This window comes from Ruegeria sp. BHSC037, from assembly GCF_059613045.1.
On record NZ_JBXWRT010000015.1, the window covers coordinates 54,936 to 76,193 of the forward strand.

The 21,258-nt window shown below is 63.5% G+C and carries 17 protein-coding genes and 3 tRNA genes; 6 read left to right on the forward strand and 14 right to left on the reverse strand.

All coding sequences use genetic code 11. The features are described from left to right. Positions 1-6: 6 nt before the first annotated feature. The 3 genes from rnd to purM form a co-directional block, all read right to left on the reverse strand. A complete protein-coding gene (rnd, locus tag AC2FMN_RS14830) occupies positions 7-1,164 on the reverse strand; it encodes a ribonuclease D (protein ID WP_496678169.1) in 1,158 nt (385 codons plus the stop codon). A 114-nt stretch (positions 1,165-1,278) separates the two neighbouring features. Beyond that, positions 1,279-1,875, reverse strand: a complete 597-nt coding sequence (purN, locus tag AC2FMN_RS14835; protein ID WP_496689088.1) for a phosphoribosylglycinamide formyltransferase — start codon at positions 1,873-1,875, stop codon at positions 1,279-1,281. Further along, entirely contained in the window at positions 1,872-2,918 is a 1,047-nt protein-coding gene (gene purM, locus AC2FMN_RS14840; RefSeq protein ID WP_496689089.1) for a phosphoribosylformylglycinamidine cyclo-ligase, read from the reverse strand. Before purM ends, purN begins: the two co-directional genes overlap by 4 nt. 106 nt (positions 2,919-3,024) lie before the next feature. On the opposite strand from purM, the gene AC2FMN_RS14845 reads away from it, so the two are divergent. Continuing rightward, positions 3,025-3,101 (forward strand) — tRNA-Ile (locus AC2FMN_RS14845). A gap of 9 nt (positions 3,102-3,110) precedes the next feature. Here AC2FMN_RS14845 and AC2FMN_RS14850 read toward each other — a convergent pair. Then, positions 3,111-4,430 (reverse strand): ATP-binding protein, encoded by a 1,320-nt coding sequence (locus tag AC2FMN_RS14850; protein WP_496689091.1) that lies wholly within the window; start codon positions 4,428-4,430, stop codon positions 3,111-3,113. 48 nt (positions 4,431-4,478) lie between these two features. Here AC2FMN_RS14850 and AC2FMN_RS14855 point away from each other — a divergent pair, with 48 nt between their 5' ends. The 3 genes from AC2FMN_RS14855 (at position 4,479) to AC2FMN_RS14865 (ending at position 5,752) form a co-directional block, all read left to right on the forward strand. Next, entirely contained in the window at positions 4,479-5,390 is a 912-nt protein-coding gene (locus tag AC2FMN_RS14855) for an MBL fold metallo-hydrolase (RefSeq protein ID WP_496689093.1), read from the forward strand. 73 nt (positions 5,391-5,463) lie between these two features. After that, positions 5,464-5,538: transfer RNA gene (locus tag AC2FMN_RS14860), tRNA-Asn, on the forward strand. Positions 5,539-5,677: 139 nt separating this feature from the next. After that, positions 5,678-5,752, forward strand: a tRNA-Asn gene (locus AC2FMN_RS14865). 21 nt (positions 5,753-5,773) lie between these two features. On the opposite strand, the gene AC2FMN_RS14870 is transcribed toward AC2FMN_RS14865, so the two are convergent. The 5 genes from AC2FMN_RS14870 to AC2FMN_RS14890 all read right to left on the reverse strand — a co-directional run bounded on the left by AC2FMN_RS14870 (position 5,774) and on the right by AC2FMN_RS14890 (position 11,893). After that, entirely contained in the window at positions 5,774-7,393 is a 1,620-nt protein-coding gene (locus AC2FMN_RS14870; protein WP_496689095.1) for a long-chain-fatty-acid--CoA ligase, read from the reverse strand. Positions 7,394-7,568: 175 nt separating this feature from the next. After that, positions 7,569-9,179, reverse strand: a complete 1,611-nt coding sequence (gene pgi / locus AC2FMN_RS14875; RefSeq protein WP_496689097.1) for a glucose-6-phosphate isomerase — start codon at positions 9,177-9,179, stop codon at positions 7,569-7,571. A gap of 3 nt (positions 9,180-9,182) precedes the next feature. Next, positions 9,183-9,854, reverse strand: a complete 672-nt coding sequence (pgl, locus tag AC2FMN_RS14880; RefSeq protein WP_496689099.1) for a 6-phosphogluconolactonase — start codon at positions 9,852-9,854, stop codon at positions 9,183-9,185. Further along, on the reverse strand, positions 9,851-11,305 hold the full coding sequence (zwf, locus tag AC2FMN_RS14885) for a glucose-6-phosphate dehydrogenase (RefSeq protein WP_496689101.1): 1,455 nt from the start codon (positions 11,303-11,305) through the stop codon (positions 9,851-9,853). Before zwf ends, pgl begins: the two co-directional genes overlap by 4 nt. Before the next feature lie 318 nt (positions 11,306-11,623). Continuing rightward, complete coding sequence (locus AC2FMN_RS14890) at positions 11,624-11,893, reverse strand: usg protein (protein WP_149774447.1); 270 nt, start codon at positions 11,891-11,893, stop codon at positions 11,624-11,626. 223 nt (positions 11,894-12,116) lie between these two features. Here AC2FMN_RS14890 and gyrA point away from each other — a divergent pair, with 223 nt between their 5' ends. Beyond that, positions 12,117-14,816 carry a DNA gyrase subunit A gene (gyrA, locus tag AC2FMN_RS14895; protein WP_496689147.1) on the forward strand — a complete coding sequence of 900 codons (2,700 nt, stop codon included), beginning with the start codon at positions 12,117-12,119 and terminating at the stop codon, positions 14,814-14,816. Positions 14,817-14,855: 39 nt separating this feature from the next. Here gyrA and yghX read toward each other — a convergent pair whose 3' ends face one another. The 4 genes from yghX to AC2FMN_RS14915 form a co-directional block, all read right to left on the reverse strand. After that, entirely contained in the window at positions 14,856-15,752 is an 897-nt protein-coding gene (gene yghX, locus AC2FMN_RS14900) for a YghX family hydrolase (protein WP_496678152.1), read from the reverse strand. A gap of 63 nt (positions 15,753-15,815) precedes the next feature. Further along, on the reverse strand, positions 15,816-17,285 hold the full coding sequence (locus AC2FMN_RS14905) for a carboxypeptidase M32 (RefSeq protein ID WP_496689102.1): 1,470 nt from the start codon (positions 17,283-17,285) through the stop codon (positions 15,816-15,818). A 4-nt stretch (positions 17,286-17,289) separates the two neighbouring features. After that, positions 17,290-18,435: a heme A synthase gene (gene ctaA, locus AC2FMN_RS14910; RefSeq protein WP_496689104.1), complete on the reverse strand. Its 1,146-nt coding sequence runs from the start codon at positions 18,433-18,435 to the stop codon at positions 17,290-17,292. Between the two features lie 60 nt (positions 18,436-18,495). Beyond that, complete coding sequence (locus AC2FMN_RS14915) at positions 18,496-19,239, reverse strand: RNA methyltransferase (protein ID WP_496678147.1); 744 nt, start codon at positions 19,237-19,239, stop codon at positions 18,496-18,498. A gap of 162 nt (positions 19,240-19,401) precedes the next feature. Here AC2FMN_RS14915 and AC2FMN_RS14920 point away from each other — a divergent pair, with 162 nt between their 5' ends. Next, positions 19,402-20,022, forward strand: coding sequence for a thiamine phosphate synthase (locus AC2FMN_RS14920; RefSeq protein ID WP_496689106.1), 621 nt, complete (start codon positions 19,402-19,404; stop codon positions 20,020-20,022). On the opposite strand, the gene AC2FMN_RS14925 is transcribed toward AC2FMN_RS14920, so the two are convergent. Continuing rightward, positions 20,019-21,161 carry a HupE/UreJ family protein gene (locus tag AC2FMN_RS14925; RefSeq protein WP_496689108.1) on the reverse strand — a complete coding sequence of 381 codons (1,143 nt, stop codon included), beginning with the start codon at positions 21,159-21,161 and terminating at the stop codon, positions 20,019-20,021. The two genes, AC2FMN_RS14920 and AC2FMN_RS14925, sit on opposite strands and share 4 nt — an antisense overlap. Between the last annotated feature and the right edge of the window lie 97 nt (positions 21,162-21,258).

Sequence of the window (21,258 nt, forward strand, 5' to 3'; positions counted from 1 at the left end):
GCCGCCCTACAGTGGCACGACCTTGACGTTCTGCCCCTTGGCGGCCAGTGCGATCTTTCCCTCGCACAGTTTCAGAGCGTCCTCGCCGAACACCTCGTAGCGCCAGCCCGACATGGCCGGCACGTCGCGCTGACCCGCCGCGATCTGGTCCAGCTCCGAGCTGTTGGCGATCAGCTTTGCGGCCACGCCGGCGCTTTCGGTCTTGGATTTGAGCAGCACCCGCAGCAGATCGGCCAGGGCCGGGTTGACCTTCAGCTTGTCACGGCTGTTGTCAACCTTGGGCATGTCCTCGGGCGGGCAGTTGACGCCCCGTTTGACCGCTTCGAGGATACCATCTGCGATCGCACCCTTGCGGGCCTCGCGCAGCAACAGGCGCGACCCGCCCAGATCCGCATGGGTGCGGGGCTTGGTCGAGGCCAGTTCGATCAGCGCGTCATCCTTAAACACCCGGTTTCTGGGAATGTTGTTCTCTTGCGCATAGGTTTCTCGGAACTTGGCCAATTCACGCACCACGGCCAGAAACTTGCCAGAATTGGTGCGGGTCTTGACCCGTCGCCAGGCCTCTTCGGGTCGGATGTCATAGGTGTCGGGATTGGTCAGAACCTGCAGTTCTTCCGCAACCCAGCGGCTGCGGCCGGTCTTTTCAAGTTCGGCGGCGAGGTGTTCGTAGATCTGGCGCAAATGGGTCACATCGGCCAGCGCATAGGTCTTTTGCGCTTCGCTCAGCGGACGGCGCGACCAGTCGGTAAAGCGCGAGGTCTTGTCCAGACCCTGCTTGCAGATCTTGCGCACCAGCGTTTCATAGCCCACCTGCTCGCCAAAGCCGCAGACCATTGCGGCGACCTGGGTATCGAACAGCGGCTTGGGAAAGACCCCGGCTTCGACCCAGAAGATCTCAAGATCCTGCCGCGCGGCGTGGAACACCTTGACGACATTTTCGTCCCGGAAAAGGTCATACAGCGGGTCGAGCGAGATCCCCTCGGACAGAGGATCGACCAGAACCGCACTGTCATCGTCGTCCGACGGCACAGCGAGCTGCACGAGGCAGAGTTTCGAGTAATAGGTCCGTTCGCGCAGAAACTCGGTATCGACGGTCACATAGGGAAACTTGGCCGCAGCCGTGCAGAAGTCGGCCAGGTCTTGCGTGGTCTTCAGGGTCTTCATGCGCGCGCTGTTCTTGCTCTTTCTGTGGTCAATGCCCGTTGGTCTTTCATCGCTACGAGCGCTTCGGCAGACCATAAGCCGATTGCGCGCCGCATGTAAATCTCCGGCGGGATATCAAGGCAACATGACCGGTGCCTTGTCGCCACGGGCAAATCGCTCCAAAACCGCCGGGTACAGTTTGTGTTCCCACGCCAGAACCTTCCGCGCCAAGGTCTCGGGCGTGTCATCCGGCGCGATCTTGACCCGAGCCTGACCCAGGATCGGGCCGTCATCCAACGCCGCTGTGACCTCGTGCACGGTGCAGCCATGTTCGGCATCTCCGGCGGCGATAGCCCGGGCGTGGGTGTTGAGCCCCTTGTATTTAGGCAGCAGCGAAGGGTGAATATTCAACATCCGCCCCTGAAACCGGGACACGAAATCGCCCGTTAGCACGCGCATGAACCCGGCCAGGCAGATGATGTCGGGCTTGGCCTCGAGCAACGGCTTGCATAGCTCGGCCTCAAACGCGGCACGGTCGCCGCCGAACGGCCGGTGATCGACCACGGCGGTGGCGATCCCGCGATCCGCCGCCTTGGCCAGTCCGCCCGCATCTGCATTGTTCGACAGAACCAGACAGGGGCGCGCCGGGTGGTGGCCGGTCATGCTGTCGACCAGCGACACCATGTTCGACCCGCCCCCGGAAATCAGGATGGCGACGCGCTTGTGGCTCACAGCAGCTTGCCTGCGTAGGAAACGCCCGCCCCTTCGGTGACCGATCCGATGCGCGCGACGGTCTCGCCGGCATCCGACAGCAGGGCGGCCAGGTCATCGGCGCGGTCGGCGGCGCAGACGACGATCATGCCGATCCCGCAGTTGAAGGTCTTGAGCATCTCCGCCTCGGCGATGCCCCCGGTTTCCGCCATCCAGCGGAACACCGGCGGCAGATCCCAAGCGTTCAGGTCGATCTGAGCCCCCAGATCGTCGGGCAGCACGCGCGGCAGGTTCTCGGTCAACCCGCCGCCAGTGATGTGCGCCAGCGCATGTACACCACCCGCCCGGATCGCGGCGAGGGCCGGTTTGACGTAAAGCCGCGTGGGCGTCAGCAGCGCTTCTCCCAAAGGCCCGTCACAGAACGGCGAATCCGCATCCCAGCCCAGCCCCGAGATCTCGACCAGCTTGCGTACCAGCGAATAGCCGTTGGAATGCACCCCGTCCGAGGCTAGCCCCAGCAGAACATCCCCGGCCTGCACACCGGCGGGCAGATCGCTGCCGCGCTCCATCGCGCCGACGGCAAACCCGGCCAGATCGAAATCGCCATCGGGGTACATCCCCGGCATCTCGGCGGTCTCACCCCCGATCAAGGCACAGCCCGAGCGGACACACCCCTCGGCGATACCCTCGATGATTCGCGCGGCGGTGCTGGTGTCCAGCTTGCCCGTGGCGAAATAGTCCAGGAAGAACAGCGGTTCGGCGCCCTGGCAAATCAGATCGTTCACGCACATGGCAACCAGGTCGATGCCCACGCCGTCGACCACGCCCGTGTCGATCGCGATCCGTAGCTTGGTACCCACGCCGTCGGTTGCGCCCACCAGGATCGGGTCGGAATACCCCGCCCCTTTCAGATCGAACAACGCGCCAAACCCGCCAAGGCCGCTCATGACGCCGGGGCGGTTCGTCCGCTTGGCGGCGGGCTTGATCCGGTCGACCAGCGCGTTGCCTGCATCGATATCCACGCCCGCATCTGCATAGGTGATGCCGTTCTTGCCCGCTGTCATGGCCGTTCCCTCATGAATGCTTTCAGCGCGGGTTAGTCGATTGTGCGCCGCGTTGCAACGGTCAGGCTTGACGCGGCCGTTCTGCGTGATACCCAAGCGGTCGGGCGGGCCTGTAGCTCAATTGGTTAGAGCAGAGCGCTCATAACGCTTTGGTTGGGGGTTCGAGTCCCTCCGGGCCTACCATTTCCCTGTTCATCGCCCGATGATGATATCCGCACACAATCCGCCCAGGCTTTCGCTTTTGCCCAGGCGCAGCAAGCCGCCATGGGCGCGGGCCACATCGGCCACGATAGCCAGCCCGAGCCCGACGCCGCTGCCCCGATTCTGGTTGCGCGCCGGGTCAAGACGGCTGAACGGGCGCACCGCCTCGGTGCGCTGGTCCGGCGGAATGCCCGGCCCATCATCTTCGACCCGAATCCGCAGCGATTTGCCAGTCAGGGTGACGCTGACCACGGCCCGCGTCCCATAGCGGACGGCATTGCCGATCAGGTTCTCGACCGCGCGCCGGATGGCAACCGGGCGCAGCTTGATCGTGCCTTCGCCCTCGATGGTCCCAAGGGCGGCATTCTGGCCGGCCCTCTGGGCATCGTCGACGATCTGCCGCACCAGCGCGGCCGGATCGACATCGACGGCGTCGCCCTCGGACACACCCTGCGAGAACTGAAGGAACGCATCCACTAACGACTGCATCTCGGCCACGTCCTGCAAAAGAGGCGCGGCGTCTTCCTCGGGTAGCAGCGACAGACCCAGCCTGAGCCGCGTCAAAGGCGTGCGCAGGTCATGGCTGACACCCGACAGGATCAAGGTCCGCTGTTCGATCTGCCGTTCGATGCGAGCGCGCATGTCCAAAAACGCATTGCCCGCGGCGCGCACTTCGACCGCGCCGCCCGGCGAGAACGGCACGACTCGACCCCGCCCGAAGGCCTGCGCCGCCTCGGCCAGCCGGGTAATCGGCCGCAATTGGTTGCGCATGTACAGAAACGACACCGACGTCATGAGCACTGCGAAGAACACCATCGTCACGATCAACTGATGCGGCGCCACGGTCGAAAGACGCCGCCGGTCGAAGCGCAATTCGAGCAACCCCAGATCGGTCTGTAGATACAGGGTGGCGGTCTGGCTGTTGGGCAATGAAACCGCCGATAGCTCAGGCAGTTCAAAGCGCAGATCCGATTCGACCTGCGGCGCGATAAAATCATACCAGCGGCGCGCCTCGATCGTCGGAGACTCGCTTGGCCCCAGAAACCGGGCCTGCATAGCCAGCCCCTTCAGAAGCGGACGTACCTTGGCCAGGCCTTCGTTCTGTGTTTCCGAGCCCGCCATCGTGTCGAGGACCAGTTGCACCTCGCGCGACGCGGCACGGGTCATCTGTTGCGTCACGTCCTTGAGATGCTCGCGTACGAAGGCGATGGACACGACCAGCAGGACGACCACCACCGGCACCACCAGAATCAGCGCCGCGCGCGCGTACAGGCTGCGCGGCATATAGGGTTTGAGCCAGCGTGCGTTCATGCGCTAAACCTAGCGGGCCGTTCAGACATGCGAAAGAGGCGACGACGGATGACGGACCACGAATTCGACCCGCAGCCCGGACTTCCCGTCCAGCTGCAACCAGGTTTAAGGCGCATCGTGGCCCCGAATCCGTCGCCCATGACCCATCGCGGCACGAACACCTACCTTCTCGGCACCCGCGACGTCGCCGTGATCGACCCCGGCCCACTCGACGAGTCCCATCTTCTGGCCATTCTGGCCGCTTTGTCCCCGGTTCAGCGCATCAGCCACATCATCGTGACGCACAGCCATCTGGACCACTCCCCGCTTGCCGCGCCTCTGGCCAAGCGGACCGGCGCGCCCATTCTGGCCTTCGGAGGCCCCGAGGCCGGGCGCAGCGCGGTCATGGCCCGACTGGCCGCGCAGGGGATGGCCGGCGGCGGCGAAGGCATCGACGCCACGTTCCGCCCCGACATCGAACTGGCCGACCAAGACCGGGTCGAAGGGGACGGCTGGTCGCTGGAGGTGATCCACACGCCGGGCCATCTGGGCAATCACGTCGCGCTGGGATGGGGTGATGTCTGCTTCACCGCCGATCATGTGATGGGATGGGCCAGTTCGCTGGTGTCTCCACCCGACGGAGACCTGACCGACTTCATGGCCTCCTGCCACAAGTTACGAGCCCGGACCTGGTCGGTGTTCCATGCCGGTCACGGTGCGCCGATCACCGATCCCGCAGGCCGGCTGGATTGGCTGATTGGGCACCGGCAATCGCGCGAGGCACAGATACTTGACGCCCTGTCACAGGCACCGGGAACAGCGCGGGAGCTGGCGCGACGAATTTATTCCGACACGCCCCCTGCCCTGCTGCCCGCGGCCGAGCGCAACGTGTTTGCCCATCTGGTCGACCTAACCGGGAAACGGCGCGTTGCCCCGAACGGCGCGCTTGGCATTCAGGCTGAATTCGCCCGGGTCGCCTGACGTCGAAAAAATTCGCATCGACGGCTTTTCCCCTCTGGACCTCGAAAATTCGGGTTGCTATATCCGCCTCAGTTCCGGCGTAGCTCAGCGGTAGAGCAGTTGACTGTTAATCAATTGGTCGTAGGTTCGATCCCTACCGCCGGAGCCAAAATCTCCCCGAAAACGCTTCTAAAATCCGCGTCGTGGCGCGCTTTTGTCGGCGTTCGCGCAACCTGAAAATCGATCAAAAAAAACTTGCTTCGACCTCTGGACGCCGCCGGACCGGGTTGCTATACGGCGCGCACCGTTCCGGCGTAGCTCAGCGGTAGAGCAGTTGACTGTTAATCAATTGGTCGTAGGTTCGATCCCTACCGCCGGAGCCATTTCTCAAAGACCCGCACAAGTCACCCCTTCAGGGCGTCCTTGAACTCGTCCCGCAGTTTGCGTTTCAAAACCTTGCCAGTCGCATTCAGTGGCAGCGCATCGACGAAGACCACTTTGTCCGGCACCTGCCACTTGGCGATCTTGCCGTCGAAAAACTCCAGCAGCTCGGCCTCGGACGGGTCCTCGCCCTCGGCCTTGACGGCCACCAGCAGCGGGCGTTCGTCCCATTTGGGATGCGGCACGCCAATCACCGCCGCGGTGGCCAGTTTCGGGTGCGCTACGGCGATGTTTTCCAGCTCGACCGAGCTGATCCATTCACCGCCCGACTTGATGATGTCCTTGGAGCGGTCGCGGATGGTCATGTAGCCGTCCGGGTCCAGCGTCGCCACATCGCCCGTAGCGAACCAGCCATCCTGCAGAAGCTCTTGGTCCTGCAGCTGGAAATAGCTGTCCAGCACCCAATGTCCGCGCACCATCAGGTCGCCCTGCGTGACCCCGTCATGCGGCAGGACGTTGCCATCGTCATCGACGATCTTCAGCTCGACCCCAAAGGGCGGACGACCCTGATTCTCGCGCAGTTTGTGCTGTTCCTCAATCGGCATCTTGCGATGCTTGGCCAGCGGAATGTTGGCGGTGCCCAGCGGGCTCATCTCGCTCATCCCCCAGGCGTGCACGGTGTCGACGCCGTATTTTTCCCGGAAGGTTTCGATCATCGAGGGCGGGCAAGCCGCGCCGCCGATTACCGTACGTTCGAGGCTTTCCAGCTTTGTGCCGCATTTGGCGGCATGCGCCAGCAGGCCCTGCCAGATCGTGGGAACCCCCATCGCCAGCGTCACGCCATAGGTGTCGATCAGGTTCACCAGCGCCTCGCCATGCAGGTCCGGCCCGGGCAGCACCATCTGCGAACCGGACATGGCGCAGCCATAGGGTGAGCCCCAGGCGTTGACATGGAACATCGGCACCACCGGCATCACCACGTCCATCGCCGAATACCCAATCACGTCGCGGGTGTTCGACGCAAAGCTGTGCAGAACGGTCGAACGGTGCGAATACAGAACGCCCTTGGGGTGGCCGGTCGTGCCCGAGGTGTAGCACAGGCTCGAGGCTGTGTTTTCATCGAAGACGGGCCATTCGAAATCGGCGTCGCCGGTCTCGATTAACTCGTCATAGAACTCCAGGCCGGGGATCTGCTGCAGCGCGTCCTCGTTGCGCGGCCCCATCAGGACAAAATGCTTCACCTCGGTCAGTTGATCGCGGATCGCGGCAACCAGCGGGAGAAAGGCGGCGTCGAAGAACAGCACCCTGTCTTGCGCGTGGTTGATGATGTAAACCAGCTGTTCGGGGAACAGGCGCGGGTTGATCGTGTGGCAGACGAATCCTGCGCCCGAGGCCGCATAGTAGATCTCAAGATGCCGGCGGTTGTTCCAGGCCAGGGTGCCGATCCGATCCTGCGACTGCAGGCCCAGCTTGGTCAGCGCCGACCCCATGCGCCGGGCATTGGCAGCGATCTCACCCCAGCTCGTCCGGGTGACGGTTCCATCGGTTTCGACCGACACGATCTCGGTCTGACCATGATAGCGCGCAGCATGATCGATCAGTGACGAAATCAACAGCGGCTGCGTCATCATCTGTCCCAGCATGGACATCCTCCCATTAATCGCGCCGGCTTGATGCGGCGTCTGTTGCGGCCCGGCGGCACGGCGGCGTGGCCGGCCCCGGGGCTTCTCCTCGGGGCCGATCCTGCCAATCATTCAATTGTCTGACAATAAGGAAATGCGACCTGCCGCTGCGGCAGGTCGTCAGATTTGCTGGGCTTCAGCCCCGGTGCCGCAGCGCATAGGCCACAAGTGCGGCGGTCGAGCCGTCCTTGCCCTCGGTGCCCGCATCGCCATCGACGATCGGCCCCAGCGAGGTGGCCAGTTCCTTGCCCAGCTCTACCCCCCACTGGTCGAACGAGTTGATGCCCAACAGCACGCCTTCGACGAACACCCGGTGCTCATAGAGCGCAATGATCTGGCCCAGAACGAAGGGCGTCAGCTGCGGATAGATCAGCGTGGTCGAGGGCCGGTTGCCCGGAAACACGCGATGCCGGGCCTGACGCTCCAACTCGTCACCCTGCAGTCCCTTCTCGGCCATGCGCGCCCGCGCTTCCTCCAGCGACCGGCCGCGCATCAACGCCTCGGACTGGGCCAGGCAATTGGCCAGCAGCAGACGGTGATGATGGGCCAGCTCGGGCTCGTGCCCTTCGGCGGCCACCATGAATTCGCAAGGGATCACGTCGGTGCCCTGGTGGATCAACTGATAAAACGCGTGCTGCCCATTGGTGCCGGGCTCACCCCAGACCACCGGCCCCGAAGGCACGCTCAGCGCCGAGCCGTCCATGGCCACCGATTTGCCGTTCGATTCCATCTCGAGCTGCTGGAAATAGGCCGGCAACCGCAGCAGCCGTTGGTCATAGGGCAACACCGCGCGGCTGACATGGCCCAGCACCTGACGGTGCCAGATGCCCACCAGCGCCAGCATCACCGGCATGTTCTCGACCCAGTCCGCGGCGCGGAAATGCACGTCCATCGCCTGTCCGCCGCGCAGGAACGCGTCAAAGGCGTTCGAGCCCACCGCGATCATCACCGGCAGCCCAACCGGCCCCCAGACCGAATAGCGCCCGCCGACCCAATCTGCAAAGCCGAACACGCGGTCAGACGGGATGCCGAAATCCGCTGTCTTGTCCACGGCGCTGGACACGGCCGCAAACTGCCGCGCCGGGTCGCCCCCGCCGTCCAGCATCCAGGCCCGCGCCGTCCGCGCGTTGGTCATGGTTTCGATGGTTGTAAAGGTCTTGGACGCCACGATCACCAGCGTCCGCGTCGGGTCCAGTTCTCGCAGCGTGTCGGCGATGTGCGCGCCATCCACGTTCGAGACGTAGTGCAGGCGCGGCCCATCGTGATAGGGCGCCAGCGCCAGCGTCGCCATCACCGGCCCAAGGTCCGAACCACCGATGCCGATATTTACCACGTCGGTAATGGTACCCCCTGCCCCCTGGGCCGTTCCGCCCCGGACCTCTTCGGCGAACACACGCATGCGCTGCAGGGTGTCCAGAACTTCGGGCATGACGTCCTGGCCATCAACCTCGACCGGGCCGCCATCCAGATTGCGCAGCGCCGTATGCAGCACCGCGCGGCCCTCGGTTTCGTTGATCTTGTCGCCCTGGAACATCGCGTCGCGCCGTTCGGCAAGACCGGCCTGATCGCACAGGTCGATCAGCGCCGCGCGGATATCCGCGTCGATCAGGGTTTTCGAATAGTCGAACAGCAAATCGCCGGTCGAGGCCGAGAATCTCTGCGCCCGGTCGGGATCCTGCGCGAACAGATCGAGGATTCGGGTGTCTTCCGCCTGCGCGGCAAGGGTTCTGAGTTTGTCGAGCTGCATGTCCTACTCCGCCCAATGTACCGTAATGCCGTCCAGCACCGCCGCAATCGGAGCTTCTTCGGGCGGCAGAGACATGGCCCGCTCCAACGCGTCGCGCTTTTTCGATCCGAAAATTACAAGATGCTTGGACAACGCCCCGTTCAGCACAGGCGCAGTCAGCGTGATGCGCGGCTCGGGCTGCGATTGCGGCCGGGCGACCGCCAGCGGGGGCGCATCCCCGTCCAACGCCGCGTCCAGCCCGGCCATCCCCGGGAACAGCGAGGCCGTGTGCATGTCGTCGCCCATGCCCAGCACCAGAACCGACAGCGGCAGAACCGGGACAATCAGCGCCTCGATCTCGGGCAGGATGTCTTCGGGTGCCTTGCCGGGAATGAACAGCGGCACGAACTCGGCCGCAGCGGCGCGGTTGGTCAGCAGACGCTCGCGGATCAGCCGTTCGTTCGACCGGTCGCTGTCGGCCGGAACGCAGCGTTCGTCGGTGGGCAGAACCCGCACGCGGTCCCAGTCCAGGTCGGCCGCACACAGGTTGTCGAAGATCGGCCCGGGCGTGGTACCGCCGGGCACGGCAAAGGCCACGACGTCATTGTGCAGCAGTGCGGCCTCTAGCTCTCCGGCCAACGCATTGGCCACGTCAATGGCCAGCATGTCGCGGTCAGCGTATTCCTGAATGTTCATGGCTTGATCCCCTGCCATTGGCGACCGTCGCGTTTCATCAGCAGCTCGGCGTCGCCGGGGCCGGTGCTGCCGCTGTCATAAGGTTTGGGAACGTCGCCGCGCGCCTGCCATCCGGCGATGATCGGGTCGGTCCAAGCCCAGGCGGCCTCGACCTCGTCGCCGCGCATGAACAGGGTCTGGTTGCCGCGGATCACGTCCATCACCAGGCGCTCATAGGCGTCGGGGGCCTGATGGTTCTCAGGCCCCAGTGCCTCGGCAAAGCTCATGTCCAATGGGACGTCGATCAGGCGCATGCCACCCTGTCCCGGCTCTTTGATCGTGACCTTCAGCGTGATGCCTTCGTTCGGTTGCAGGCGGATCGACAGCGTGTTGGCATGCCGCCCGGCCGCAGCCCCGAAGATTGAGTGCGGGGCGTCCTTGAAGATCACGTTGATCACCGAGGACCGCGCCACCAACCGCTTGCCGGTGCGCAAATAGAACGGTGTGCCCGCCCACCGCCAATTGCTGACATGCGCCCGCAGCGCCACATAGCTTTCGGTCGTCGAACGCGGATTGCCCACCGCCTCACGATAGCCCGGCCCGTCGGGGCCGCCGGTATACTGACCCCGCACGATGTGATGCGGCTGCACCGGGTCCAGCGCGCGGATCACCTTGAGCTTTTCGTCCCGGACAGCGTCCGAATCGAACTTGGCGGGCGGTTCCATCGCGATCAGGCACAGAAGCTGCATCAGGTGGTTCTGCACCATGTCGCGCATGGCGCCGGCACGCTCATAGTACTCCTCGCGCCCGTCCACGCCCACGGTTTCGGCGACGGTGATCTGGATGTGGTCGACATACTGGCTGTTCCACAGCGGTTCAAACAGCATGTTTCCGAACCGGACGGCCATCAGGTTCTGGACCGTCTCCTTTCCCAGGTAATGGTCGATCCGATAGATCTGATTCTCGTTGAAATAGGCAGCCAGCGTGGCGTTCAGCGCGCGTGCGCTGTCCAGATCGTGACCGAACGGCTTTTCCACCACGATGCGCGTCTGCGGGGTGGCCAGCCCATGCTGCCGGATCCGCTCGGCCAGCGGTCCGAACAGGCTGGGCCCGACAGAGAAATAAAAAGCCCGGATCCGATCGTCGGTCAGCTTACGCGCCAGAACGTCCCAGCCGGAATCGGCCCCGGCGTCCAGTTGCACATAGTCCAGGCGTTGCAGGAACCCGCTGCGCAGGTCGACCTGCCCTGCGTGTTCTGGCACGAATTCGGCCAGTGACCGCGCGACGATCGCACGAAAAGCGTCGGAATCATAATCCGACCGCGCCGCCGCGATGATGCGGACGCTTTCATGCCATTGCCCGGCACAGTAGCGGCGGAACAAGGCCGGCAGGATCTTGCGCTGTGCAAGGTCGCCGGTGCCGCCGAAGATGACCAGATCGAACGGATCGACAGGTATGACGCGTGAAACCATGAAGCGTCCTTAACCCGCCCACACGCACATGTCCAATGTTAGCGCAATCATTTCCCCGACCGTTCTGAAACGTCCGGATGAAAATCCGTGTTCAATCAAACTTCTGTCGGAATCGCAGTGTTGCAGAGGCGCGTGAAGCCAAAAAACGCTGAAATTGCAGGTTCCGCCAGAATTGAAATCGCCTTTTCCGAACAGGCCAAGGAAAACAATCAATACCGCTACAAGCCGTCGAAACGTCAGACAAGTCCCGGTCAGCCCCGTTGGATCAGGGGCCAGCCCCCAAGAGCGCCAAGGCACAGGCTCTTGCAGCTACCGCGCCTAGTTCAGCCGGTATTCACCTACGACATTCTGCCACTCGCCGGGGGCAATCATCTTGCGGTGGGTGAAGCGGACCGAATGCAGCGGCCCCTCGATCTCGCGCTGCCAGAATTCGATGAACTTGAACAGCTTGGGATGATCCGGCGCCAGGTCGTAGTCCTGCCAGATGAACGTGTTCAGGACATGGATATAGTCGGGCATGCGATAGAAGAATTCCGCCGTCGTCAGGCCGTACCCTTTCAGCATCAGTTCGGTTTCGGTTTGCTTCATTCAGACCTCCAATTTCTCAAAAGGTCTCTTCAGCCTAGCATGATTCTCATTCAAATTTCATTAAAACAACATGTTAAGAGATCCGAGCCCGAGATTCGCGCGGCATCTGCGCTGCTTGCTTGCACCTTATGTGCCGGGTCTGATAAGATGCATCCACAAGATATAGACCCAGCACAAAAAACGGGCAGTTTACGTGAGCGATACGCCAGAAATCCCCGAAAACATGGATGAAACCCCGCCCGAGCGTCCGGTTTACGACGGCCCGACGGTATCCATCGAATCCGAGATGCGTACGTCCTATCTGGACTATGCGATGTCGGTCATCGTGTCCCGTGCGATCCCCGATCTGCGCGACGGTTTGAAACCGGTGCATCGGCGCATCCTCTACGCGATGCACGAGACCGGGAACACCCATGACAAACCCTATCGCAAGTCGGCTCGTCCAGTGGGCGATGTGATGGGTAAGTACCACCCGCACGGTGACAGCGCGATCTATGACGCTTTGGTGCGGATGGCGCAGGATTTCTCAATGTCGCTGCCGCTGCTGGACGGCCAAGGCAACTTCGGCTCGATGGACGGCGACAACCCGGCGGCCATGCGCTACACCGAGGTCCGCATGGACAAGCCCGCCGCCGCCCTGCTGGCGGATATCGAGAAAGAGACGGTCGATTTCCAGGACAACTACGACGGCAAGGACAAGGAACCCACCGTCCTGCCCGCGCGGTTCCCGAACATGCTGGTCAACGGCGCCGGCGGCATCGCGGTGGGGATGGCGACGAACATCCCGCCGCACAACCTGGGCGAAGTGGTCGACGCGACGCTGGCGCTGATCGAAGACCCGGACCTGACCAGCGAACAGCTGATCGAGTACATTCCCGGCCCCGACTTCCCCACCGGCGGCGTGATGCTGGGCCGGTCCGGCGCGCGCAAGGCCTATCTTGAAGGCCGCGGCAGCGTCATCATCCGCGCCAAGACCCGCGTCGAGGAGTTGCGCAAGGATCGCTATGCCATCATCGTGGACGAGATCCCCTATCAGGTGAACAAGGCCTCGATGATCGAGAAAATCGCCGAAGCCGTGCGCGAAAAGCGCATCGAAGGTGTCAGCCATGTTCAGGACGAATCCGACCGGAACGGCGTGCGGGTGGTGGTCGAGCTGAAACGCGACGCAACGCCCGAGGTGGTGCTGAATCAGCTGTACCGGTTCACGCCGATGCAGACCTCGTTCGGCTGCAACATGCTGGCGCTGAACGGCGGCCGCCCCGAGCAGCTGACCCTGCGCCGTTTCCTGACCAGCTTCATCGACTTCCGCGAAGATGTCGTTGCCCGCCGCACCGCCTATGACCTGCGCAAGGCGCGGGAACGCAGTCATATCCTGTGTGGTCTGGCCGTGGCGGTCTCGAACGTGGACGAGGTCGTTGCCACGATCCGGTCCTCGGCCGATGCGGCCGAGGCGCGCGAAAAGCTGATGACCCGCCGCTGGCCCGCAGCCGAGATCGAGAGCTATCTGCGGCTGATCGACGATCCGCTGTCCAAGATGAACGACGACGGCACCTACAACCTGACCGAGGTTCAGGCCCGCGCCATCCTTGATCTACGCCTGCAACGCCTGACCCAGATCGGCGTCAAAGAGGTGACGGACGAGCTGGAAGACCTGGCCGCCAAGATCAAGGAATACCTGGATATCCTGTCCTCGCGCGAACGCATCATGGGCATCATCGCCGACGAATTGCGCGAAGTGAAAGAGAACTTTGCCGTTCCGCGCCGCACCGAGATCGTCGACTGGTCGGGCGACATGGAGGACGAAGACCTGATCGAACGCGAAGACATGGTCGTGACCGTGACTTCGGGTGGCTATATCAAGCGCACCCCGCTGGCCGATTTCCGCGCGCAAAAGCGCGGCGGCAAGGGGCTGTCGGGCATGCAGACAAAGGAAGAGGACGTGGTCACCACCCTCTTCGTGGCCAACACGCATACCCAGCTGTTGTTCTTCACCACCGACGGGATGGTCTACAAGCTCAAGACCTGGCGCCTGCCCCAGTCGGGGCGCACCGGCAAGGGTAAGGCGATCGTCAACATCCTGCCGATTCCCACTGGCGTTTCGATTGCGGCGATCATGCCGGTCGACGTGCCGGATGAAGAATGGGAAAACCTCCAGATCGTCTTCGCCACCAGCGCCGGCGACGTGCGCCGCAACGCGCTGAGCGACTTCACCAACGTCAAGCGCAACGGCAAGATTGCTATGGACCTGCCCGAAGGCGTGGAACTCGTCAACGCACGCATCTGCTCGGACGAGGACGATGTTATGCTGGTCACCAATTCCGGCCGGGCGATCCGTTTCCCCACGACCGACGTGCGGGTGTTCAAGGGGCGAAAATCGACCGGCGTGCGCGGCATCCGGCTGAACGCGGGCGACCGCGTGGTCTCAATGTCGGTTATCCGCCATTTCGAGGCCACCCCGGACGAGCGCGCCGCCTATCTGAAGATGCGTCGCCTGATGGCCGGCGTGACCGACGATACTGAGACCGACGAGGATGGCGGCAATGCTGACAGCATCCTGCCGCAGGAACGCTATGCCGAGATGTCGGCGGCCGAGAACCTGATCCTGACCATCACGGCCAAGGGATCGGGCAAGCTCAGCTCGTCGCATGACTATCCGGTGCGCGGCCGTGGCGGCATGGGCGTGACGGCGATGGACAAGGCGATGCGGGGCGGCCCTCTGGTGGCCTCGTTCCCGGTCGAAATCGACGACCAGATCATGCTGGCCACCTCCAAGGGGCAGTCGATCCGGGTCCCGGTCGACGGCATCTCGTTCCGGTCCCGCAGCGCCGGAGGGGTCAAGGTGTTCAACACCGGCAAGGGTGAAGAGGTCGTCAGTGTCGCCCGGATCGCCGATCAGGGTGATGACGAAGGCTCCGCAGAGTGAAAAACAAAGACCCGGCTCCAATCGGAGCCGGGTTTTTTGTCAACTAAGGTAGTTTTCAAAAAACACCAGCGTCCGCTTCCAGGCGAGGGTCGCAGCCGCGTCGTCGTAGCGCGGCGTCGTGTCGTTGTGGAAGCCGTGGTTCACGTTCGGATAGAAATGGACGCTGAACTTTTTCTGATTGGCTTTCAAGGCCTCGGAATAAGCGGGCCAGCCTGCGTTGATCCTGTCATCCAAACCGGCGTAGTGGATCATCAGCGGTGCTTGAATCGCCGGAACATCCTCGGCCGGTGGTTGGCGACCATAGAAGGGAACCGACGCCGCCAAATCGGGATACGCAACAGCCAAAGCGTTGCACACGCCTCCGCCATAGCAGAACCCAACCGCCCCGACCTTTCCGGTTGATCCCGGGTGATCCCGCAAAAATTCGAACGCCGCAAAAAAATCCGACATCAGCTTTCCCGCATCCATCGACTTTTGCATCTCCCGCCCTTGTTCATCCGTACCGGGATAACCGCCCAAAGGCCTCAGCCCGTCGGGTGCGAAGGCTAGGAACCCGGATTTCCCAAGGCGGCGCGCAACATCTTCGATATAGGGATTGAGCCCGCGGTTTTCATGCACGACCAGCACCGCTGGCAATGGACCTTCCGCGGCGGAGGGGCGCACCATGAGCCCGCCTGTTCCCTCATGTCCGTCAGGGCTTTCGAATTCGACAATTGCGGTTTCGATATCGGGATCGTCCGGCGCAACCTGCTGCGCCCAGGCATAGTTGGGCTGCAATTGCTCCAGGATCATCGCTCCCGTGACCCCGGCGGCCGTGTACCGCCCGGCTTTCGCGATGAATTCCCGTTTTGTCATCTTGCCGTGAACATAACCGTCGAAGATCTCTAGGATTCGAGGGTCAAAATCACTGGCTTTCTTTCGGGCAGTTCCTGTCATTGGCTGGTCCTCCGCGATGGCAACGCCAATACCAGCTTAACCGTTCACCCCGGATCAAGAAACTTACAAGTCGTAGAGTTCGCCGAATTTCTCTTCGAGATAGTCCAGCAGTGGCTCGGGGCTCGGCTCCTGACCGCTGGCCCGCCGGATCACCTCGCGGGGTGCGTACAGACCGCCATGCTGCTGAACATGCTCGCGCAGCCAGCCGGTCGCAGCACTGGTATCGCCCTGCGCCAGTTGATCATCTAGACCTGGAACTGCCGCCCGCAGCGCCTTGTACAGACAGCCTGCGTACACATTGCCCAGCGAATAGGTCGGGAAGTAGCCAAACAGGCCGACCGACCAATGCACGTCCTGCAGGCACCCGTTCGACGGCTTGTCGACCGCATAGCCGAAATCAGCGTGGAAGCGGTCGTTCCACGCGGCTTCGAGGTCCTGAACCTTCAGATCGCCCGACATCAGCGCGCGCTCCAGATCGAACCGCAGCATGACGTGCAGATTGTACTGAACCTCGTCCGCTTCGGTGCGGATGTATCCGTTGTGCACCCGGTTTACGGCGGCATAGAAGGAATCTTCATCCGTGATGCCGAAATCACCGAAGGTGTCCGTCATCTGCCGGAACAACCAGCCAGTGAAGGCGCGCGAGCGGCCCAGCTGATTTTCATAGATGCGGCTCTGGCTTTCATGAACGCCCATCGACACGCCCTGGCCGAGCGGTGTCAGAGCGTAAGCCGGGTCGATGCCCTGCTCATAGCAGGCGTGCCCGACCTCGTGAATGGTCGAGTAGAAGCAGTTGAAAGGATCGGTTTCGCTGGTACGGGTGGTGACGCGCACGTCGTCGCCGCTGCCCGAACAGAACGGGTGTACGGCCTTGTCCACCCGCCCCCGTTTCAGGTCGTACCCGAAAGTGACCGCCAGCTTTTGCGTCAGCTTCATCTGGGCCGCTTCGTCGAACGTTCCGGTCACGCCCGCAGGGGACGGCCGGTCCAGCACAGCCGCGCGCAGCGCAACCAGACGCGGGCGCATGGCGTCGAAGATGTCGGCGATCTGGGCGGCTGTCGTGTACGGCTCATAGTCCTCGACCAGCGCGTCATAGACATCGCCGCCCTGTGCCAGAGCCGCGCCTTCTTCGCGTTTCAGCGCCACGACCTCCTCGAGAACCGGCAGAAACGCGGGCACGTCCTCGTCGGCGCGGGCCTGTGCCCACTTGCCCTGCGCGGCCGAGGTCACGCGGGCTATGGCCGTGGCCAGATCAGCAGGCACTTTGATCGTGCGCTCGTAAGTGCGGCGGATTTCGCGCAGCTGCGCCTGGCCGACCTCGGTGTCGGCATGGGCGTTCTCCAGCCACTCGGCCACACGCGGATCCGAACGGCGCGCGTGCAACACGGCTTCGATCGCGGCCATTTCCTCGGCGCGCTGGTTGACGGCGCCGCGCGGCATGACGGTCTCCTGGTCCCAGCCCAGCCGGCCGGAAATCTGTGCCAGCGCCTCGGTTTCGCGCTGAAAGGCCATCAGGTCATTGAATGCAGTCATTGGGTCAAGCTCCGCGCAGCGAGGTTGCGATGGGATAAGCGGTCAGGAACCGGGCGCGCAGGATCAGGGTCCAGACGATCACGGCCATAAACTGGTGGAAGATGGCGATCTGCCAGGGCGCGCCGTAGACCACGGTGAGGATGCCCACGACCACCTGCAGCGAAAGCGCCGCGAACATGGCGTTGAAGGCGAACCGCGTCTGCGGGTGGGCGCTGCTGCTGCCGCGCCGCCAGACGAAAATGGCGAAGGCGAACAGTGCATAGCCTACGCAGCGGTGGATGAACTGCACCAGTCCCGGACTTTCGAAGAAATTGCGCCACAGCGGTTCAAGCGCGGTGGCGTCCGGCGGCAGCAGTTGCCCGCCGATCAGCGGCCAGTCGGTATAGGACCGGCCGGCGTCGATGCCAGCCACCAATGCGCCGATCAGAATCTGCAGAAAGGCAAAGTGCAGCAGCCCGGTCGACAGGGAGGACAGCCGAGCCTCTTTAGCGCGGCGGGCTTGCATCAGGTCGCGTTCCTCGCGCCCTAGCATGAAGATGTACCAGGCCAGAAAGCCCAGGATCACGAACGCAAGGCCAAGATGGGTGGCCAAACGATAACTGGCAACCGCGGTCATCCCCTCGCCCTGCGTCACCCCCGAGGCCACCATCCACCAACCGACAGCGCCTTGAACGCCGCCCAGCAGTCCTGGGATCACAAGGCGCCCGGTCCAGCCTGCGGGGATCTTGCGCAGCACCAGAAAGCCAAAGAAACCAAGCGCCCAGACAAGACCGATCACCCGGCCCAGCTGCCGGTGGCCCCATTCCCACCAGTAGATGGTCTTGAAGTCATCCAGCTCCATCCACTGGTTCATGATCCGCCACTGGTCGATCTGTTTGTACTTGTCGAACTCGGCCTGCCAGTCCGCCTCCGACATCGGCGGGATCGCCCCAGTGACTGGGCGCCATTCGGTGATCGACAGGCCGCTGTCGGTCAGGCGGGTCAACCCGCCCACTGCGATCATCACGACGACAAGTGCGAACAGGATCATAAGCCAGGTACGGATGGCCTTGCGCGCGCCACCCCGGCCGCGGTCGATCATGCCGGGCTGGACCATTTCATGCTTTTGTTCACCCGAGACTTCTTCGAAGATGCTGCGCTTGCCGCTCATGCCGTCCTCATGTCCTTGATTTTCCCGCAAGCTAGGGCCAGTGCCCGCGAAGGTCCAGCCTCAGCCCTTGTCCTTCCAGCGGACCATCTGACGCATGATCCCGTGCAGCATCTGCACATCGGCCCGCGTCATGCGCATGCGCGACCACAGGTTGCGCAGGTTCACCTTCATCCCTTCGGCCTTTTCCGGAGGGTAGAAGAACCCGGCCTCCTCCAGCCGCTGCTCGTAATGCTCGGCCAGTTTCTCGACCTCGATGCCGGTGGCCCAGTCGCCTTTGCCCAGATCGGTGGCCTCGTGCACCACGTCGCCGGTCTGGCGCATCCACTCATAGGCGGTCAGCAACACGCACTGCCCCAGGTTCAGCGAGGCATATTCGGGGTTCACAGGCACCGAGATGATCGCATTGGCCTTGGCGATGTCCTCATTCTCCAGACCGGCCCGCTCAGGCCCGAACAGCACGGCCACCTTTTCGCCCGCCGCCACCTTCTGGGCCGCGATCTGCATGGCGCGCTCGGGGCTGTAGACGGGCTTGGTCAGGCCGCGCTGACGGGCGGTGGTGGCAAACACAAATGTGCGGTCGCCCAAAGCGCCGGCCAGATCGTCGAACAGCTGCGCCTCGTCCAGCAGCCGCCCGGCACCGCTCGACATGGCCACGGCTTTGGGGTTGGGCCAGCCGTCGCGCGGGGCAACGATGCGCATCCGGTCCAGGCCGAAATTCCACATCGCCCGGGCCGCGGCGCCGATGTTTTCGCCCATCTGCGGGCGCACAAGCACGAATGAGGGCTGGGGTCTGTCGCTAGGCATCCTGATCTCCGAAAGTTGCGCCTGCCATACTGCCGCCTTTGCCACAGGGCAAGCCCGGCCGCCCTGCCCGATTGCAAATCGGCCGGTCTGCGGGCAATAAAGTTTGCTTCCCCGCCGCAATCGGCTAAACCGCGCCAACGACCAACCGCGAAGGATCCGCCAATGGACACCCCCGAGCAGCCTCAGATCTATCTGATCACCCCGCCGACCATCGACCCGGCCACCTTCCCCGACCGGCTGGCCCGCGTTCTGGACGGGACCGAGATCGCCTGCATCCGGCTGGCGCTGGCCGGCAGCGACGAGGACGCCATCGCCCGCGCGGCCGACGCCTGCCGCGAGGTGGCCCATGCGCACGACGTGGCGCTGGTGATCTCGAACCATGTCCTGCTGGCGCAACGGCTGGGGCTGGACGGGGTGCATCTGGACGATGCGGCCCGCTCGGTCCGGGCCGCGCGCAAGGAGTTGGGGGCGGATGCCATCGTAGGCAGCTTCTGCGGAACCTCGCGCCATGACGGGATGACCGCGGGCGAAGCCGGGGCCGACTATGTGGCCTTCGGACCCGTGGGAGATATGTCTCTGGGCAAAGGAGCCCGCGCGGAACGCGACCTGTTCCAATGGTGGTCCGAGATGATCGAGGTTCCGGTGGTCGCCGAAGGCGGCCTGACGCCCGAGTTGGTGGCCGACCTCGCGCCCTGCACCGATTTTTTCGGGGTCGGTGACGAGATCTGGGGCGACGACGACCCGCTGCGCGCGCTCGACACCCTGCTGGCGCCGATGCGCTAGAGCGGCAGGACCGGCAGCGCGACCCAGTAGAGACCCAGACCCGCCAGCATCAGCGATGCGACAGTCGAAATGCGTCCCCGCAACCGGGGTACATCGGGCAGCAACACGGTCACTGCGGCATATGCAAGTCCGGCGACACCCGCGATTCCCAGCAAGACCCCGCCCGAATAGCCCAGCAGGGCCGGCACGACGTGAAGGGGTGGAACCCCCAACCGGATCAGTTCGTGCGACAGGCCCAGGCCAAGTATCGCGCCGGTCACGAAGACGGCCCCCAACCGAAACGCTCCGGCCCGCGACCCGATCAGGTTCCATGTCGCCAGAATGACGACGGCCCCGGCGACCGCCAGCCAATACGCCTCGTCCCCGAACCGAAGCAGGCGGGACAATCCCAGCGGCTGCGCCAGCAGAACACCCAGCGCCAGGGCGGCGAATTGCGCCAGAAGGGGGCGCACCCGCAGGTTTAGAAAAACCAGCACCAAGGCCAATGCCAGAACTTGCCCCTTGTCTTGCCAAACCCGCGCTACGCCGTGCCGAAAGAAGGTCTCGGCGGTCTGTCGTGGCCCCATCCCTGCCCCGCCGCGCAAGGGAATGGCGGGGCTGGTCTCGCCCCCCTCCAGCAACCCGGTATAGGGTGCGTCGACGCCCGTCTGCCTGAGAACTACCGGGCCGAACCCGGCAGGCCAGGTCAGGCGCACCTCGGTCGCCCCGGGCGGCAAGGTACCGACCAGCAACACCCGAGACAGCCTGGGTTTGTCGGAATCGCCCACCACAGGAATACGCGCACCCTCGTAGGACAGTTCGACCGGGCCGTTCGCATCGATCGTCAGCGCGTTTTTCCACACCGCCACACGCGCGTGCAGCAAAGGTTCCAATTCCGAGGAAGGCAAGCGGCGTAACCGTGCATAGTCGGCGCTGCCGCCCCCCTGCGCCACGGTCTGCGGGTCAAGCCCGGCCAGCAACGCCTCGGCATTCAGGATGATTTCCACAAGCACCCGGTCGCCTTTGACCTGAAACTCCACGACGGACCGGCCTGCGCCTTGCGCCGCAACCGGCCCGGCCAGAACAAGAAAAGCACAAAGGTAACGGATAGGCCGAAAATGGTGCCAAAGAACCGCCAGCAAGCGAATGATCAAAACCATCCCGAAGGATCCAGAAATAAATCTAAGCACTGGCCCCGAGTGTTTCCGGGATACAGGCGTTTGACAAGCCCGATTGGTCAGGGCGGCCCGTTTCCGC